General features: G+C 33.6%; 17 protein-coding genes and 2 tRNA genes. 12 read left to right on the top strand and 7 right to left on the bottom strand.

All coding sequences use genetic code 11. The annotated features are described in order from the left end of the window. The first annotated feature begins 9 nt into the window (after positions 1–9). The gene (locus CCAND38_RS01005) at positions 10–897 is read left to right on the top strand and encodes a hypothetical protein (protein WP_042343068.1); all 888 of its coding nucleotides are present in this window, start codon (positions 10–12) and stop codon (positions 895–897) included. A gap of 698 nt (positions 898–1,595) precedes the next feature. Here the strand turns inward: CCAND38_RS01005 and CCAND38_RS01000 are convergent. From CCAND38_RS01000 to CCAND38_RS00970, 7 genes are all read right to left on the bottom strand, one after another. Beyond that, positions 1,596–2,858 (bottom strand): hypothetical protein, encoded by a 1,263-nt coding sequence (locus tag CCAND38_RS01000; RefSeq protein ID WP_042343066.1) that lies wholly within the window; start codon positions 2,856–2,858, stop codon positions 1,596–1,598. A gap of 298 nt (positions 2,859–3,156) precedes the next feature. Continuing rightward, positions 3,157–3,537 carry a hypothetical protein gene (locus CCAND38_RS00995; RefSeq protein ID WP_042006804.1) on the bottom strand — a complete coding sequence of 127 codons (381 nt, stop codon included), beginning with the start codon at positions 3,535–3,537 and terminating at the stop codon, positions 3,157–3,159. Between the two features lie 47 nt (positions 3,538–3,584). Continuing rightward, positions 3,585–3,655: transfer RNA gene (locus CCAND38_RS00990), tRNA-Cys, on the bottom strand. Positions 3,656–3,695: 40 nt separating this feature from the next. Then, complete coding sequence (gene folB / locus CCAND38_RS00985; RefSeq protein ID WP_042343064.1) at positions 3,696–4,058, bottom strand: dihydroneopterin aldolase; 363 nt, start codon at positions 4,056–4,058, stop codon at positions 3,696–3,698. Between the two features lie 4 nt (positions 4,059–4,062). Beyond that, on the bottom strand, positions 4,063–5,019 hold the full coding sequence (locus tag CCAND38_RS00980; protein WP_042343096.1) for a PorP/SprF family type IX secretion system membrane protein: 957 nt from the start codon (positions 5,017–5,019) through the stop codon (positions 4,063–4,065). A 292-nt stretch (positions 5,020–5,311) separates the two neighbouring features. After that, a complete protein-coding gene (gene galE, locus CCAND38_RS00975) occupies positions 5,312–6,334 on the bottom strand; it encodes a UDP-glucose 4-epimerase GalE (protein WP_042006809.1) in 1,023 nt (340 codons plus the stop codon). A gap of 177 nt (positions 6,335–6,511) precedes the next feature. Then, entirely contained in the window at positions 6,512–7,360 is an 849-nt protein-coding gene (locus CCAND38_RS00970) for a mechanosensitive ion channel family protein (RefSeq protein WP_042343062.1), read from the bottom strand. Positions 7,361–7,744: 384 nt separating this feature from the next. Between CCAND38_RS00970 and CCAND38_RS00965 the strand changes: the two genes are divergently transcribed. The 11 genes from CCAND38_RS00965 to CCAND38_RS00915 all read left to right on the top strand — a co-directional run bounded on the left by CCAND38_RS00965 (position 7,745) and on the right by CCAND38_RS00915 (position 18,859). Beyond that, a complete protein-coding gene (locus CCAND38_RS00965) occupies positions 7,745–9,298 on the top strand; it encodes an O-antigen ligase family protein (protein WP_157909000.1) in 1,554 nt (517 codons plus the stop codon). Between the two features lie 236 nt (positions 9,299–9,534). Continuing rightward, complete coding sequence (locus tag CCAND38_RS00960; RefSeq protein ID WP_042343060.1) at positions 9,535–10,392, top strand: hypothetical protein; 858 nt, start codon at positions 9,535–9,537, stop codon at positions 10,390–10,392. A gap of 5 nt (positions 10,393–10,397) precedes the next feature. Continuing rightward, on the top strand, positions 10,398–10,595 hold the full coding sequence (locus tag CCAND38_RS00955) for a hypothetical protein (RefSeq protein ID WP_042343058.1): 198 nt from the start codon (positions 10,398–10,400) through the stop codon (positions 10,593–10,595). Between the two features lie 83 nt (positions 10,596–10,678). Beyond that, positions 10,679–12,595: a hypothetical protein gene (locus CCAND38_RS00950; protein ID WP_042343056.1), complete on the top strand. Its 1,917-nt coding sequence runs from the start codon at positions 10,679–10,681 to the stop codon at positions 12,593–12,595. 73 nt (positions 12,596–12,668) lie between these two features. Beyond that, complete coding sequence (gene aspS, locus CCAND38_RS00945) at positions 12,669–14,414, top strand: aspartate--tRNA ligase (protein ID WP_042343054.1); 1,746 nt, start codon at positions 12,669–12,671, stop codon at positions 14,412–14,414. 105 nt (positions 14,415–14,519) lie between these two features. Continuing rightward, on the top strand, positions 14,520–15,773 hold the full coding sequence (locus tag CCAND38_RS00940) for a TlpA disulfide reductase family protein (protein WP_197066308.1): 1,254 nt from the start codon (positions 14,520–14,522) through the stop codon (positions 15,771–15,773). 59 nt (positions 15,774–15,832) lie between these two features. After that, positions 15,833–16,393 (top strand): hypothetical protein, encoded by a 561-nt coding sequence (locus tag CCAND38_RS00935; RefSeq protein WP_042343050.1) that lies wholly within the window; start codon positions 15,833–15,835, stop codon positions 16,391–16,393. A 128-nt stretch (positions 16,394–16,521) separates the two neighbouring features. Next, complete coding sequence (gene dtd, locus CCAND38_RS00930) at positions 16,522–16,974, top strand: D-aminoacyl-tRNA deacylase (protein WP_042343049.1); 453 nt, start codon at positions 16,522–16,524, stop codon at positions 16,972–16,974. A 35-nt stretch (positions 16,975–17,009) separates the two neighbouring features. After that, positions 17,010–17,639 (top strand): TatD family hydrolase, encoded by a 630-nt coding sequence (locus CCAND38_RS00925; RefSeq protein ID WP_042343093.1) that lies wholly within the window; start codon positions 17,010–17,012, stop codon positions 17,637–17,639. Between the two features lie 134 nt (positions 17,640–17,773). Beyond that, positions 17,774–17,846 (top strand) — tRNA-Phe (locus tag CCAND38_RS00920). 113 nt (positions 17,847–17,959) lie between these two features. Beyond that, positions 17,960–18,859, top strand: a complete 900-nt coding sequence (locus CCAND38_RS00915; RefSeq protein WP_042343048.1) for a TIGR01777 family oxidoreductase — start codon at positions 17,960–17,962, stop codon at positions 18,857–18,859. The last annotated feature ends 92 nt before the right edge of the window (positions 18,860–18,951 follow it).

Below are 18,951 nucleotides of genomic sequence, written 5' to 3'. Positions count from 1 at the left end.
AATAAAAACATGAACAAGGTAATGTTAAAAAAAATGCTTTTTTTATTATTATTTAGCCCAATGGTATTCTGTCAAACTAATGATTATGAATTTATTGGAGTTGTTAAACTACATGGAGATGAAAAAAATATTATTTCATACCGATTACTTTTTTCAGAAGAAAAAGGAAAAATTTCAGGTTTCTCTATAACCGATTTGGAGGGAAAACACGAAACAAAAAACAAGATTTCCGGATTCTACAATCAAAAAGAGCGGAAAATTTCGTTCTCCGAAAATGAAATACTCTACACTAAATCTAAGATAGACAAATATTCTTTTTGTTATATCAATTTTGAAGGAAATATTAATCTGAAAAAGAAAAATGCTTCACTAAAAGGAAATTTTAAAGGTTTGTTCGATGATCAAACAAAATGTATTGATGGTACTATCGAAATGGTAAAAATGGAAAAAGTTGAGAAGGTAGTCAATAAAATAGCTAAAAAAATTGAAAGATCTAAAAAAATCGATCTAGAAACCAAAGAAAAAATTAATCCCGTAAAAATGCTTGATAGCCTGAAAATAAATAAATTATCTAAGAATGAAAATCTAAATCTTTTTGTTAAAAACAATAAGATTGTTTTAGATATATGGGATGCAGGAAAAATTGATAATGATGAAATAGATATCATATTCAATGGAGAATTTGTTCTCCAAAATTATGTTGTGAGAAGAGAAAAACGTTCACTTTCTTTAAATCTTAAAGAGGGAAAAAATCATATAAAGATTATAGCAAAAAATGAAGGTTCAATGCCCCCGAACACGGCAAAAATCGACATTAGTGACAGTGATCGCTATTTTGAAACATACACAAATCTTAAAAAAGATGAGGAGGTTTCTATCAATATTATTAGAAAATGACAAATTCATTTCGACTTTTTTAAAACAAGAAATTATGATTTTTATGGTGTAAAACATAAAAAACTAAGACCTTATTTGTAGTAACGGGTTCAAATACGATAGAAAAAGAAATTATCCCGTATCTACCTAAAAGAAATAGAGCATTTAAACTAAAATCACCTATCAGTCAGAATTATTAAACTGTATTTCGTATAAATTAAAAACAGTTTTTGCTGATGGAACAATTATTTTCAGAGGTTGTTCCGAGCTATGAAACTGTGTTTGGACATTACCGAAAATGGTGCGAAAAAGGAACTTAGGAGGTTTGTTAGGTAGAATTTTAAAAAAAATCAAAATAGATTATTACTCAAGTTGCACTTTTTGACACAGATTTTAACAGAGAAAATCTTTAAAAAATAGCCGTTTCAGAAAGCTTTATTGTCAATCAATATTTGTAAAACAAAAAATCACCCTTTGAAACGAGTTGTTATTTAAATAAAAACTATACAAAGAGCATTACGCTACGAAAGAAGCAACGCATAGATTGAGGGGTTTTGGGTTAGGTTTTAAATCCTTCTGACACTAACGTAAGTCATTAATTGCCTAACCTTTATCGCCTTAGCAATCTGAAAATTTAAGCAGAATAAAAAATCAAGATGAGTTGAACAGTCCTAAAAGTTGATTTTTTATCTTTACAATACTATTTCTCAATATTTTAATTAAATTTCTATTTGATACTGAATGACATAAGTTCCCTTTCGGGAATCCACTTTTTTGGTGGTAGCATCGAATATAGGACGATTGTGGTAACCAAATGTTAATTTACTTCTATGTCCGTTAAAATAAACATTAAGACCTAAAGCATAAGAATTCACACTTTGATTAAGACCTTCAAAATCAGCTAATTTCCATCCAAAATAAGGTTGATAACGAGTGTTATTTTTCTCAGACTTTGACAGTAAATATCCTAATTGAAGTAATAGAGTATTTCCTGTTCCAATCACAGGAAAAGCATTGCCTCCGCCATTAAATGAGGTCCCAGAAGAGTCAAAAATACTGTTCACACCTATATTTCGAACATAATCCTCTCCAAAAAAGAGATTATTATAACCCAAATAGGCAGTAATAGCATTATTTTTTGCTGAAATCGGCATATCCATAAAGAAGTCGATACCTAAATTCCGATGATCATCATATGTTTTATTGGCTCCTACAGTTCTTTCAAACATTTTGGATTTATAACCATATCCAACCCCAATGTTTAGTATTTTTTTCTTTCCGATATATGTCCCCACACCTCCACTGTAAGGAGTTCTGTTACTTTCGTCTTCAAGAAATTCATATTTCACGTAGGTAGAATAACCCAAACTTGTATATTTCCGTGAATAATTAAAATCTGTAACTTGGGCATCGGTAGGAATTGCCATTGAATGAATTGACACATTATAATCAAACTTACCTAATTGCCCTTTTGCATACATCCCAATATTGCGCCCCGTGTCATCCAATTGATTCAGCGTAAATAACTGATGTACCGAGGGGTCTAAGTTCAGCATTGATCCATTTGCAATATCGACAAAGCGTCCAGCTCCAGTGAAAGATAGTTTTCCTACTCCAAGTTTGAATTTATTACTAAAAGTGTACTCTCCCAACATATCTAAAAGCCTTACATCGCTTGAACGAATGGTCTTCTGATTGATGTTGTTATTGCCTAATTGCATGTAAAAAAACAGATTCTTCTTGATTTGTGCTTGGAAAGAAATACGATAGCGTCGTACAGAAAAATCAAAAGTTTCGCTGACTGGTTCTTTATTGATAGTTGTACCAGGATTGGTAGCCACATACCTTCCCCAAAATTGACCTCTAATACCCGCTTGAATGTAAGTTTCTCCTTTTTCGTCAAAAGTATGTTTCAGTAATTGAGCATAAGAATTCACTGAAAATAAAGTTACTAGAGCAATAAAAATATCCTTTGTCTTCATCACTATGATTTTATGTTATCTCTCTGAAATTTGCACGTAAAGGTACGTTTTTTTTAAAATCTAACCAATCTTTCTGTGCAAAATTTAAGTGAGAATTTAGGTTTATTAAAGTTTCGGATAGTTATTATTTTTGGTATCTGTATCAAACCTATTATCTCACGAAGATGTTGATTTTCATGATTCTTTCAAGGTTTAAAATTATTTCAAAACATATCATACCCAAATTTTCGATTAACTTTTAAAACAAAAAAAGAGGTTACTCGTTCGAATAACCTCTTTTTTATGGTATGATTTTTTCTTAGAAAATCGCAGCTAAATCTTTTTTGTATTTAGATAATAAAGCTCTCGTTAGACCAAGATTCGCTCTTGTTGAATCAACAGCTAAGTAAATAAAGTAAGCTCCACTTGCTGAGATGTCAATGATATGAATCTGATCGGTTAAAGTAATCAAAATGTCCTCAATTCTTTCTTTTGGAGTTAAACCTAAAACTTGAAGAGCGTTTTGTTTTGCCTTTACTACCTCAAGGTTATAAGCAGAAGCCAACGTTGGATCAAAATTAGGATTAACAGTTTCAGCTCCGTAAGAAACTCCAGATCTTACCTCTGTAACAGATACAGCTATAAATCCAGGAACGTTGTTTTTCATATCCTGAATGAATTTGTCTAATACGTTTGTCATCTTTTATAAATTTTATTATTGATTAAATATTTATTGTTTAAACTAAGAGGCATCGAGCGGATTCGAACCGCTGTACAAGGTTTTGCAGACCTCTGCCTAGCCACTCGGCCACGATGCCATTAAATTTTAGGTTGCAAAGATAAAACTTTTTATTAATATTAGCAAACTCTTTTGCGTTTTATTTTTATGCTAACCGATTCAACATCGCCTCCGATAGGAGGGTTTAGTTTTGATATTTTTAATGTAATTTTTTTTGAATCAGCAAGTTCTAAAAAAATTCTATCTGAAATTCGCCCAGCTACATGTTCCAAAAGCTTCGAACGAATTGCCATTTCTTCCATAACTATGCTGTTCAACCTAACATAGTTTATCGTGTCTGCAAGTTCATCACTTTCTATTGACTTTTGTAAGTTTAAGGATACTTTCAAATCGACTCGGTAATCACTTCCTATTAAGCCTTCTTCGGTTAAACAACCATGATTAGCAAAAACACGAATGTTTTTTAATATGATTTGTCCCATTGGTTTATCGATGCGTACACTTACAGTTACTAATTCCTTGGAATAAGTCAAGACCAATGGTCAATACATGCGTCCCAGAATTATATTTAATTAACTCATTTAAAGTCACTTGGTAAGAATAAGCGAAATAGAAATATCCTCTTTTTAAACCTGCCATAGGTCCTACGTTGAGAGGAGCCAGAATCTGATCATTCAAGAAACGATAGTTCGCACCCACCCAATAGTAGTCTTCCATATTTCTCCAACGAAGTTTGAGATTCAAATCGGTTGATGAACGTCCGTCACTTTCATAGTATTGAATGAACGTTGACGGCTCGATTTCAAAAGAGCCATTTCTTTCCATTTTATACAAATATCCTGCGTAAACTGTGTAATTACGCAATCCTTTTGGTTCATTGGTAGCAAAAATATCAACATCTTTGTTTAAGATATTCAATGCATTCAAACTTGCAAACCACCCTTTGTAACGATATAAGACCCCAACGTCAAAGTTGTGATTGATTCGTGAACGATTATTTGTTACCGACGGGTCGATACCACTCGTTGTATCAAACTTGTCAATATCAATGCGGAAAGAGTTCAAGGCATAGGATATACCAAATGAAATGAAATGATTCTCGTAGCGATCCAATGTTAGGTGATGAGCAAAACTCCCTTTTGCTCCCATTTGGCGTGTATTCCCGTTTTTGTCGTTATAGAGAATTAAACCTGCTCCGCTTCGCTCTCCAATACGAAGATCTCCAGAAAGCGATTGATAATCAGGTGCATTTTTTACTCCTACCCATTGAGAAACACCACTGAAACGCAACTTAATAAAATCGCCAATCCCTGCATAGGTTGATGTAACTAAAAACTCACTGTCTGCTAAATATTGGTTCATTTGAGGCAGGTGCAACTCCTGTGAAAGGATTTTCCCTCCCGTAGCAATAACCATAAAAACAAATAATAGGATTTTTTTCATTGCTGATAAAAATTTAAAATACAATTGCATCCATATAACTTAAGATAGGGATGTGTTTCTAATTATAGAAATTAGAATTTTGGACAAATATCTTTACTTTTTTTTTCTTATCCTATTTTTTTTTCATTTTAATGCATATATTTAACATATCATCTCTATTTTAACATTTTAAAAAGGTTTTATGTTAGAATAAATTTATGTATTAAAATATTGATTATCAATTATTTTAAACTAAAAAATAGGAAAAGAGGCTCCTTTTCCTATTTTTTTCTATTTTTTATTTAAAAGGATTTTATTCTTTTCCTCTAACTTTTTTTTCCCATTTCCAAGCAGAAGCCATAGCTTCGTCTAATGTAGATTTTGATTTCCAGCCTAATATATTGTTTGCCTTATCGGTATTGGCGTAAGCAGCGGTGATATCACCTGCACGTCTGCCTACGATTTGATAATTCAGTTTCTCGCCTGAAACTCGTTCAAAACTATTGATTACTTCCAAAACGCTGCTTCCTGTTCCTGTTCCAACGTTGAAAACTTCGTAATTTTCAGTGTTTTTGCCTTCCAACAAGCGTTGTAGAGCCACCACGTGAGCTTTTGCTAAGTCTACCACGTGGATGTAATCGCGTATGCAAGTACCATCTGGAGTTGGATAATCGTCACCAAAAACAGATAGTTTTTCACGAAGGCCAATACCTGTTTGTGTAATAAAAGGAACTAAGTTTTGTGGCACACCAATAGGTAGTTCTCCTATTTCAGCTGATGGGTGAGCTCCTATGGGGTTGAAATAACGCAACGAAATAGCGTGTAGATTTGGGGTAACTTTGCATGTGTCGGAAATGATTTCTTCTCCAATTTGTTTGGTGTTCCCGTAAGGTGATTCTGCTTTTTTTACAGGGGCATTTTCAGTAATCGGAAGCTCATCAGCTTGACCGTAAACGGTACAAGATGAACTGAATATGAAATGTGCTTTTTTGAGTTTGGTTAACTCTTGTAGTAAATACACAAGCGTACTCAAATTGTTTTCATAGTACAACAACGGATTTTCAACACTTTCGCCCACCGCCTTGGATGCTGCAAAGTGAATCATCCCAGACACATCTTGATGACGCTTAAAGAAGTCAATCACAGCGTTTTTATCTCGTAGGTCAAATTTTTCAAAAATAGGCTTTTTACCTGTGATATTTACGATTCGTGGAAGTACGTCTTCCGATGAATTTGATAAATTATCAATAATAACCACTTCAAAACCCGAATTTTGCAACTCTACAACTGTATGCGAACCGATGAATCCAAGTCCGCCTGTTACTACGATTTTCATATATTTTTTACATTTTTTATGTTTATATTCTTCTGTTCTTATAGAATTCCTAATTATTTCTACCGTGTTACACGTAGTAGCTAATATGTCCGCTTCCTAAGATTGTTCCCTGATTTCGAATCACTTTACAAACGTTCAACAAAGGTACAGTTTTTTTAGAAATTTTACGCCGAAAAATTATACATTTTGACCATTCCCTTCGTTTCTGATATTTAAGACTCGTTGTGGGAACGGAATTTCGATACCTTCTTCATCAAAGCGGAGCTTAATTTGTTCGATTGTTTCAAAGTAACAGTTCCAATAATCATCATTGTTACACCAGTATCGTAGAGAGATATTCACAGAGCTATCTGCCAGTTCCTCCACAAAAACTACGGGAGCTGGGGTGTCAAATGCACGTTTGTCTTGGGAAGCTATGTTTAGCAAAATTTTCTTAGCTTTTTGTAAATCAGAATCATATCCAATACCTACCATTACCTTTACACGTCGTTTGTCCTCTCGACTGAAATTGATGATACTATCCCCAAACAAAGGTCCATTGGGAATAATAACTTCTTCATTATTAAATTTATTAAGCGTTGTATAGAAAAGTCCTATACTTTTTACAGTGCCTCGTTCATTTTTGGCTTCAATGTTATCCCCTATGCGAAAAGGTTTCAAAATCAGAATCATGATTCCCCCCGCGAAATTTGACAAAGAACCTTGCAGTGCTAAACCAATAGCAACCCCTGCACTCGCCAGAATAGCAAAAAACTGTGTGGCTGGGATTCCTATTATTTGTATTATAATGAGAAACAAAGCAATATACAACACCCAACGCACTAACTGGGTAAGGAAAATTTGAAGGGAAGAATCCAATTCTCTACGTTCCATCACCCGTTTTAGTAGCTTCATTATTAGTCTTATAGCGTATTTTCCAACAATAAAAAAGACAATTGCTCCTATCAACGTAGGGATGAAATCAATTAAACTGGTAATCCATTCTTTTAGTAATTTTTCAAAATCTTGTGCTGTGAAGTGTTCCATTGTTTGTTAGTTTAGTGTGTATTTTTCAGTTTACAAAAGTAGTAAAAATTGAGGATTTCTGTAATAAGAATGGGGATTTTTTTGTGTTTTTTACTTTTGAACAGATTATTTATTTTGTATTTTTGTATGAAGTTTTTAATACGTATTTCGATGAAAAGTGTGCAAAAACATCTCTTCTCAGGGATTTTTATAATGGTTTTATTTACTTGTGTTACCATATTGAATTTTGATGACTATCAAAACACTACATTCTTTTATAAAACCTTAATTTTTAATGTTTTATCAATAGGATTAACCTTTTACATTTTATGGAAATTACTAAAAAATAAACAAACACAGATAACAAGCATAGATATAGAAGTTTACTTGTTATTTTTTTACATTTTGATAAACACTATTTTCAGAGATAACATCTCTTTTTCACTTCGTTTTTATGATTTGCTTTCGTTGTTTCTTTGGTATGTTTTCCTGCGTTTATTTTTAAAAAATCAAAAAATAATTCTTTGGATCATTTTAGGTTTGTCATTAGCTATTTTTATAAATACGCTTTATGGTTTTGGTCAATATTTCAGTATTTTTAAATCGTTTCACGCTGATTTTTCTATCACTGGAAATTTTTTCAATCCTGCCCCTTTTTCAGGTTTAATTGCTATTGGTTGTGTGCTGTCATTTGCTATTTTTTTGTATAGAAAACATTTTTATCCTTGTTTTAGTGAAATAAAATCTAAGAAAAGAATAACTCACACGCTTTTTTACGGAAGTTTACTAATTTTTTCTCTCAATGCGGTTTTATTGATTTTATTAAAATCAAGAGCGTCGTGGTTTGCTGTTTTAATTGGAATGACCTTTTTGTTGTTCGTTCATTTGAAAAGTAAAATTTCTTCATTTGCTAAAAAATGGTTGTATTTTAGTATTGCTTTGGGGGTTGTAATATTTTTGTTTTTCTTCTATTCATTGCGAAGAAGTTCAGCTGACGGAAGACTTTTAGTATGGAAAGTGAGCTCTGAAATTGTTAAAGATTACCCGCTAACTGGTGTTGGATTAGACGCTTTTAAAACGCATTATATGAATTACCAAGCGGCGTACTTTTCTCAAAATGAAAATCAAAACGAAATTATACTATCTGACAATGTGGTCTATGCGTTTAATGATTTTCTGCAATTCACCATAGAACAAGGGTTCATCGGATTGTTTTCATTCTTATTTCTGTTGATTTTATTGGTGAAAAATAGACAAGATATAATCACAAAAATAGGGTTTGCAATTTTGATTGTTTTGCTTGTATTTGCTTGTTTTTCATATCCATTACAGATACTCCCATTAAAGATTATAGGCGTTTTAGGAATTGTTTTTTGCTCTTTTCAAAAGGATATTTTACTGAAAGTGAGTTTAAGTAAAACCTTACGAGCGATAACGACGATTTTTCTATTAGGGTTTATTTATCTTCAAATCAACAACATACATCGTTTACATTTAGGATATTCACATTGGAAAAAGGGATTAAACAACTTTTTCTCAAATGATTTTGAAGAAAGCATTGTTCATTTTGAAAAAGCCTACCCATATCTGAAAACAGAAGGAGAGTTTTTAATGCATTATGGAAAAACATTGAGTGTAGCTGAGCAATTTGAGCAGTCAATAGTGATTTTACATCAATCAGAAAAATATTTAAACAACACGGTTATTCAAATTGCATTGGGGGATAATTATAAAATGCTAAAAAACTATGACAAAGCAGAAAAGCATTACAAACAAGTAGGTTATATGACCCCAAACCGATTTTATCCCGTTTATCTGTTAGCGAAAATGTATGAAGAGAAAGGCGATTTGGAAAAAGCAAAACAACAAGCTAATATTTTATTGCAAAAACCTATAAAAATACCTTCTATGGCGATTTTTGAAATGCAAGAAGAAATGAAAACGCTATTAAATCAATGAAATGCGAAATTAATAAAAACTTTTCGAAAAAACAATATTGACTTTTTAAAATTTTCGAAAGAACTTCGTAGTGGATTTCAAAACGAACTAATCAAAGACACATAACATAAGCGAGGATTTATATTTTTATTTGGGATGAATGAAAATAGACAGCCGAGCTGTTAGGTTGTTTCCTTATACGGCAAAATCAGTGAAAAGAAAAAATAATTTAATAAAACAACAAAAATTTTAAAAAAATGAGAAAAATACTATTTTTATTAGGATTTGTTGCTTTATCAATAGCAACATTAGGAATTTATTCTTGTCAAAAATCAGAAGATAATAATAAATCAAAAATTGAAGAAGGTAGAACAATATCTGATGAATACATTGATTTAATAGGAGAAAAACATAATGAATTCCTAAAAATAATACTAAATAACAATTATTCTGCAACTGATAAATTTGAAGGATTGTTGGTACAAAAACAAATGTTATTAGAAAAACATTTGAATGGAGTAGAATCTGGCTCACATATAAAAGGCTTATTTTCTAAAAATATAAATGATGGGAATAAAGGTGAGCAATATTCACAAACACTTAGAGACAACCTTTCTGATAAAAGTAACTTCATATATTTTCAAAAGGTGTTAGATTTTTTACGAGATGAATCCAAAAATAAAGATGTTGATGCTATTTCAGATTTCGTAGAAAAAATTAAAAATCAAATGTTAAAAGAAGATGTTAACGTTCGTGATTACGAAGCCTTTTTGGTATTTACATCTGTTTTGAAAAAATCATCTGAATTCTGGTTACCTAAAAAATTGGGCGGACAAGGACAGTATGCGTATTATAAAAACACTTTAAAAAGAATAGTTTATATGTCAAATTCAGAAAACTCAAATTCAGAATCGGCAGGAGATGATGACAAATGGAGAAGATGTCTATCTGATGTACTTGAAGCGGATGGAATGTCTGCATCAATTGGTTTTATTATAAGTGCAGGAGTAGCTGCTGGTTCAGGAGGAACATTGGCTATACCTGCTTTGATAGGTGTCGCTATTGAATCAGGAGCAACCTCCGCTTGGGCATATTATAGAAGCAGTAATTGTTAGTTGTTATGAAAAAGAAAATTCTACTATATTCGATTGGATACGTGCTATTTTTTTTTCCTTTGATGAATTTGTTTTTTTCTGTCCAACAGAAATTACCTTTTTTTGATAAGGAGACCTTAGCTTTCTCTATTCCCGTAACCATCTTTGGATTTCTTTGTATGGTTGGGGTTGTGATTTATGAAAATTACAAGGTAAAAAAATAGCTCAAAAAGCAAGAGGCTATTCATCTTAGAGTAGCTTCTTTTCGTTAAAATAATGATTTTATTTCTCTCAACTTCTTTGTTTTATGAATTTTTTTATTTCATTCATACCATTCCTATTGTTTTCCTGTTCTAAAACAATCACAAAATTAGACCTTGCTTTACAACAAGCCGAAGATAACCGCATTGAACTTGAAAAAGTGCTGAGTCACTATGAAAATGACAGTTTAAAATATAAATCTGTGGCGTTTTTAATTGAAAATATGCCGTATTATCACTATCAAGTGAGTACTGAAATCGATAGTGTCAAAATTTTGCTTTCAGACATATTTCAAAAAAGAAATTTAACCGAAGATGAACGTCAGAAAGGTATTCGGTTATTGCAAACTTCACAATCTATCATCAAACAAGACATAAAAGAGATTAAAGCAGAAATGCTTATCGAAAACATTGATTATGCCTTCAAAGTTTGGCAAGAAAAACCTTGGAACAAACACCTTTCGTTTGACGATTTTTGCAAGTTAATTTTACCTTATCGCATCGCCGAAGAGCCTTTAACAAATTGGCGTAAAGCCTATTACGAAAAATACAATCCTATTTTAGATTCTCTTTACAAAGGAACAGACGTTGTTGAAGCCTGCAATATCCTTTCTGATTATATGAAAACCGAAGGTTTTTATTATTTCATAGATTTTCCAACGCCAAGGCAAGATGCTGACTTTCAATTAAACAACCGAATAGGAACTTGCCGAGAGGCTTGTGATATAGCAATTTACGTAATGCGTTCCGTTGGAATTCCTGTAACTACGGATATATATCCTTATTCCCCTGAGTATCGAATAGACCACCAATGGAATGTGGTGCGAGATACCACAGGGAAATACTTACCTTTTTGGTATGAACAATTTAACGCCGTTCGTGATGATAATTTCACAGACCAACGCAAAAAAGGGAAAGTTTTTAGAATGACTTACGGAGTCCAACAAAATTTGGAGGAACTCAAAAATTTACCTGCTTCCTTACAAAATCCTTTCCTAAAAGATGTAACAGATGAATACTTTGGCAAAAACCGTATGGCTATTCCAATAAAAAATCAAGTTAAAAACGCATTCATTGGAGTTTTTACAGCACGAAACGGTTGGCTTGCTATCGGAAAAGGCGATGTTAAAAAAGACAGTTTGATTTTTGAAAATATCGAACCTTTTGTAATATATCAACCATTGACGTATCAAAATAATGAACTCATTCCTATTGCATATCCATTTATGTTAAAAAAGGAAGGACTGCATATATTTTATCCTGAAAAAGAACAACATAACATCACTTTAACACGAAAATATCCTTTACGAAAAACAACGGTTGTAAAATATAAAAATTGGCTAAAAGGCATACAAATCAAAGGAAGTACAAATGCTAATTTCACAAATAGTGAATTGCTTTTTAAAATGGACACGCTTCCTGCAAATAATGTGATAAACATTGATATCGTAAATTCAAAATCTTTTTGCTATTTTCAGTATGAAGTTCCCAAAGAAACTGAACTTTCGATTGCAGAAATTCATTTTTTTGACACAGAAAACAAACAAATTGTGTTTGACACCATCTATTCCAATGGGAAACCTTGGAAAGATGTTGCTTTATACCAACTTAAAAACGCTTTTGATAACAATCCTATATCATTTTTTCACGCAAGCGAATTAGGCACAAGTATTTTCTTTAAATCAAACATTCCTAAACAAGTCAAAAAGGCACAACTTATTCCACGTAATGATGATAACTTCATCAGAAACGGCGATGTTTACGAGCTTTTTTACAACGCAGGAGAAAACGGTTGGATTTCATTAGGAGAACAAACAGGCACAGAAAAAGGAAAATTAAAATTTGAAGCTCCGAAAAATGCAGTGTTATGGCTAAAAAACAAAACAAGAGGTAGTGAAGAACAAATTTTTACATATGAAAATGACAGACAAGTTTTTCCCATATTTGAAGAGTATCATAAATAAAGGTAAAAGAAATTTGTAAAATTCATAGCTTATATTCCCGACAAATACTTATTTTTGCAAAAAAAAGTAAGTTATGTACAGAACACATACTTGTGGCGAACTTCGCCTTTCCGATGTAAATAAAGAAATTACCCTCAGTGGTTGGGTACAAAAAATCCGCAATAAAGGTTTTATGGTTTGGGTGGATATCCGTGACCGATATGGCATCACTCAGCTTATTTTTGACGAAGAACGCACCAACAAAAACGTGTTGGAATTGGCTACAACACTTTCTCGCGAAGACGTAATTCAGGTAACGGGAAAAGTCATTGAACGTGAGGCAAAAAACAATCATATTCCCACCGGAGAAATCGAAATTTTGGTTTCGGAATTGCTTGTATTGAACAAATCGGAACTTCCTCCTTTTACCATTGAAGATAATACCGACGGCGGGGAAGATATTCGTATGAAATACAGATATTTGGATATTCGTCGTACGCCAGTTCGCAACAATTTGATTTTCCGTCACGAGGTAGCGATGCAAGTGAGGAATTATCTTTCTAAAGAAGGATTTATTGAGGTGGAAACACCCGTGCTGATAAAATCAACTCCTGAGGGAGCGAGGGATTTTGTGGTGCCAAGTCGTATGAACGAGGGAGAGTTTTACGCCCTTCCGCAGTCGCCACAAACGTTCAAGCAACTCTTGATGGTCGGCGGATTAGACAAATATTTTCAGATAGTAAAATGCTTCCGCGATGAGGATTTACGTGCTGACAGACAGCCAGAATTTACCCAAATCGACTGCGAAATGTCGTTCGTGGAGCAAGAAGATATCATCAATACCTTTGAGGGACTTACAAAACATCTGTTGAAGGAAGTAAAAGGCATTTCTATTGAGAAATTCCCACGAATGACCTATGCCGAAGCGATGAAAACCTACGGAAACGACAAACCCGATATCCGTTTTGGAATGAAGTTCGGTGAGCTTAACGATATCGCACAACACAAAGATTTCAAGGTATTTAACGAAGCGGAATTGGTGGTAGGGATTGCCGTTCCGGGGGCTAACAGCTACACACGTAAGGAAATCGATGCTTTAATCGAATGGGTAAAACGCCCACAGGTAGGAGCTTCAGGTATGGTGTATGTTAAATGCAATGATGATGGTAGCTTCAAATCGTCAGTGGATAAATTTTACAGCGAAGAAGACCTCCAAAAATGGGCGGAACGCACTGAGGCAAAGGCAGGAGACCTTATCTGTATTCTCTCAGGAAAAGCCGACAAGGTGCGTGGGCAACTTTCAGCCTTGCGTATGGAACTTGCCGAGCGTTTGGGCTTACGCAAAGCGGACGAATTTGCTCCGTTATGGGTAGTAGATTTCCCATTGTTGGAGTTCAACGAAGAAGAGAACCGATTTTTTGCAATGCATCACCCGTTTACATCTCCAAAACCAGAAGATATTCCCTTGCTTAATACCAATCCGGCTGCGGTACGTGCCAACGCATATGATTTGGTGCTGAACGGAAACGAAATAGGCGGTGGTTCTATCCGAATTTTCAATAAAGAATTACAGGCGAAGATGTTTGAGTTGTTAGGCTTTACATCTGAACAAGCAGAGGCTCAATTTGGCTTCTTGATGAACGCCTTTAAATACGGAGCACCGCCACACGGAGGCTTGGCTTTTGGGTTTGATAGATTGGTTGCTATTTTGGGCGGACAAGAAACTATCCGCGATTTTATAGCCTTCCCGAAAAACAATTCGGGACGCGATGTAATGATTGACGCACCTTCACCGATTGACTCCACACAGCTTGACGAATTGCATATCAGGTTGAAATAATTAATATAAAAAAACATTGCTGAAAGATAGAAGAATTTTTAGCAATGTTTTTCTTTTTTTGAGAAAAATCATTAGATTTGCTAACATCTTAAAACTATGATAAAAATGAGAAAATTACTATTCATTGTGCTGATAACTTTATTTTCTTTCAAAGAAATGTATGCACAGAAAAAGCTAAAGCTTTCGGGAGAAGTTGTTGGGGCAGAAACTGAATCTATTTTGTTGGCAAAACCCACACAATCTGTATTTACAGATGCTGTTATAGAAATTCCTGTAAAGAATGGGAAGTTTTATTATGAATCTCAATTAGAATTTCCAGAAGCTGTAGAACTTTATTTCAGTGAGATTCGTAAAAAAGGAAGTGGAAGTATTATGGAATTGTTTTTGGAAAATGAGGAGATACATCTCACGCTTTATGATGAAGAAGAATTTAACAAGAACATTGTAAAAGGAGGCAAGTTGAATGCTGAGCATAAAAAGTATACGGATGATTTCAATCGTAAGTTTGAACATCTCTTCCAACCGATTATAGATAGTTTGGATGTTTTATATGAAAATGATTTGTATCATAGTAAAGAGGTGGAAGAGTTGTACAAGCAGTTAGACGATAAAACAGGTGTTGAGAAAAAACTTATCTACGAAAAAATTGAAGCCTTAACAAAAGCTGATAAACATCTTAGCCCTGAGGCTAAAAAGCTTAATGATAGGTTAAAGCCTCTAAATGAGGAAGCTAAAGCATATCGTCAGGAGTATATTGAGAAAAACCCGAACTTGATTGCTTACTCATTTCTTTTGAAAGACTTAATGTATAAAAGGGAGCAAATGGATATTTCTTATAGCAAAAGAGTTGCAAAAAAACTTGTAAAAGCTAATCCTAACCATCCATATAATAAATTGGTTGTCGAATTAGTTGCCTCTCTTGAAAATATTAAAATTGGTCAAAAATTCGTTGATTTTACAGCTCCTGACCTAAATGGAAAGCAAGTACAACTATCAAAAGTTATTCAAGGAAAAATAACACTATTAGATTTTTGGGCTACTTGGTGCGGATCTTGTATTGCTACTACTCGTATGATGATTCCCATTTATGAAGCATACAAAGACAAGGGTTTCACAATGGTAGGGATTGCCGGAGAGTTTAAAAATACGGATAGGTTAACGAAATTTTTAGAGAAAGAAAAATGGGATTGGTTACAATTGGTTGAGTTAGACAAGCAAAATAAAATTTGGCAGAAGTACGGAATGCAAAATAAAGCGGGTGGTGTTTTTCTCATTGACGAAAAAGGAACAATCATTGCAATTGACCCTACAGCCGAAGAAGTTAGAAAAGAATTAGAAAAGCGATTGGATAAAAACTAAAGAAGTGCTGTAGCAAAGATTGACCCAGCACAACTTCACGAATTGCATATCAGGTTGAAATGAAAAAATACCTTATAGTTTTAGTAATATTAATTTCATCTCAATGCTTAGGGCAAGATAATATTGGAATAAAATTCTTTGGTTTGAGTTTCCATCCGTTGGGAGAAAGGCAAAATGCTCATTTAATGCCTAATAAATTAGATGAGAATGCTTATTTTGTTCTGAATTTGGGGGCGATTATTTCTGCTGAAAAATTTGTTTATGAGGGTATAAGTATCAAATTTGCACAAGGGGTTTATGCTGACTGTGCGGTTCAGTTCGGTGGGTTTTCGCATATTGGAATTCGCTTTAGGATTTTTGAAATTGAAAGTCACAAATTATCAGGAGGTTTAGGTCCTACTTTAGTGTTTCGTAAGAATTGGCAAAAATTAGAGGGCTATCATAATCCGAACGTATTTAAAGGAAGCAAAGAAAGTCGTTGGCAATACTTGTTTTTGTGGTATGGCGGAGAATTTGAATACAAATACGCTTTAAATGAGCGATTCGATTTGACGATGTCCTTTGTGCCTGGCTATCCCGATTTGATGAGCTTATCCTTTGGAGTAAATTATAATTTGTAGTGAAACTTTATTTTTTTACTGATAAAAATATGTGGAAAAATGTTAACTAATTATTGGTGTGTGAGTTATGATCCTTATCGTCTTGAGAACTTATTTTCCAAAAAATTAAAATCTTCTAAAAGGCAGTTATGAGAGCAGTTATTCAACGTGTATCTAACGTATCCGTAAGCGTTAGTAATCAGTCCGTTTCATCTATTGGACAAGGGTTATTGATTTTAGTAGGTATTGAAGATAGCGACACCTTAGAGGATGTGCAATGGCTTTCGGCAAAAATTGTCAATATGCGTATTTTCGATGACCAAAATGGGGTGATGAACCTGTCGGTAAAAGATATTGATGGTGAAATTATTACAGTTTCACAATTCACGCTACATGCTTCTACTAAAAAAGGCAACCGACCAAGCTATATCAAAGCTGCAAAACCTATAATCTCTGTGCCTCTTTATGAAAAATTTGTTGAACAACTTACATCGGATTTAGGGAAAACTATAGGCACAGGTGTTTTTGGAGCCGATATGCAAGTGAGTCTATGCAATGATGGACCTGTCACAATTATTGTTGATACGAAGAATAAAGAGTAAAAAGGTAATTAGTGGAACTTTTAAATTCTAAGACTTTGAATCTTTTATTTGACATACACACTCATAACGAATCCTCTTCTGGGAATATCGTGATTCGTAATGAATTCCCGTTTTCAATAAACAAAGAAGGTTTTTTCTCCGTAGGCATACATCCCTGGTATTTTTCGGAAGATGACTGGCAATCGCAATGGGAAACGGTAACCAAAAAAGTGAAGTATGAACATTGTGCAGCAATTGGAGAATGTGGATTAGACCGAAATGTCAAATATCCTTTGTCTCTGCAACAAACTATTTTTGAACGACATATACTCCTTTCGGAAGAGGTTAAAAAACCACTCATCATTCACTGCGTGAAAGCGTATAGTGAGTTGATTTCCTTAAAAAAGAAATATCAACCACAGCAACCATGGATTTTGCACGGTTTCAACAAAAATCAAGCTGTTGCTACAACTTTAATTAACGAAAATATCAAACTTTCATTTGGAAAATCCTTATTGACTAATATTACTGTTCAGGAAGTATTTAAATCTATTCCCGAAGGTAGTTATTTTCTTGAAACCGACGACTCAGGGTTGGATATCGCTGAAATATATCAAAAGGCAAAACAACTGCGAGGTTTGGTTCAAATTCAGTTTGATTATCCGAAGATAGGAATTATGATGTAAAAAATATTTTTTTTACAAACACTTGTTTTTCATGCTATTATATAAGAAAGCATAAAAAAAACAAAATATTTTTAATAAATATTTTGTCAGTTTGAAAAAAGGTTCTATATTTGCAACGCAAAAGAAAAACAACTGGTACCTTAGCTCAGTTGGTAGAGCAAAGGACTGAAAATCCTTGTGTCCCTGGTTCGATTCCTGGAGGTACCACGAGATCTTCTTCATAGAGGAAATTTTTCATATTTTTAAGGATTAGGAATTGCAAAAACCACAGTTTAAACTGTGGTTTTTGTTTTTACACAAACCGCAAAAACGTCTCTTTTATGTCCAAAGAACTTATTTTAATCACGGGAGGTAACGGAATGTTTGCCAAAGAACTTTGTAAGGTTTTGAAAATGAGTTATGAAGTTCGTTTTCTCAGTCGGAAAGCAAATAAACCGAACCATTATCGTTGGGATATTTCTTCAGGTTTTATCGATGAAAGGGCGTTTGACGGGGTGCAACATATCGTCCATTTGGCAGGTGCTTCTATTGGAGAAAAACGATGGACAAAAAGCCGTAAGCAAGAGATATTGGACAGCCGAGTTCAATCAGCTGAAATTCTTTTAAACGCTCTTAAGAAACATCGCATACGACTGAAAACGTTCATTTCTGCCTCTGCAGTAGGCTATTACGGTACAAAAACCACAGAAAATATATACACAGAAAACAGCCCCAAAGGAAATGATTTCCTCAGTGATGTCTGTCAGCAATGGGAAGCAGTGGCTGATAAATTTAATATATTGTCTGACAGAGTTTTAAAGTTGAGGTTAGGTGTGATTATCAGCAAAAATGGTGGAATTTTATCGAAAATGTTACCCATAACCAAAATAGGTTTAGGGGCTGTATTGGGCAATGGTAAACAATACATTCCTTGGATTGATATTGCTGATTTAGTGGATGTTACTCAATTTCTATTGGAAGAAAAAAACGCTTCTGGAGTTTTTAATATTGTTGCTCCCGAACATATTAGTAATAAGAATTTTACGCACTCATTAGCAACGGTCGTTGGTCGTAAAATTATATTTCCTCCTTTACCTAAATACTTGATTCAGTGTTTGTTTGGAGAAGCCTCCGTCTTGTTACTTCAAGGGAGTCGGATTCGTGCCGAAAGGCTTGAAAAATTAGGCTATGATTTTCAGTTTAAAACATTACTAGCTTCTTTAAAACATAATTTGAGCTAGAAATTTAGCTTATAAATATTTCCCTACGCTTATTTCTCCGATTTTTCAATAAAATCGGTTTTTTTAAAAAATATTCTTCCTATTTTTGCAGA

This window comes from Capnocytophaga canis (genome assembly GCF_000827555.1).
Classification (GTDB): Bacteria; Bacteroidota; Bacteroidia; order Flavobacteriales; family Flavobacteriaceae; genus Capnocytophaga; species Capnocytophaga canis.
The sequence above is the reverse complement of the archived record's forward strand: the minus strand, read 5'-3'. Positions and strand labels throughout refer to the sequence as shown.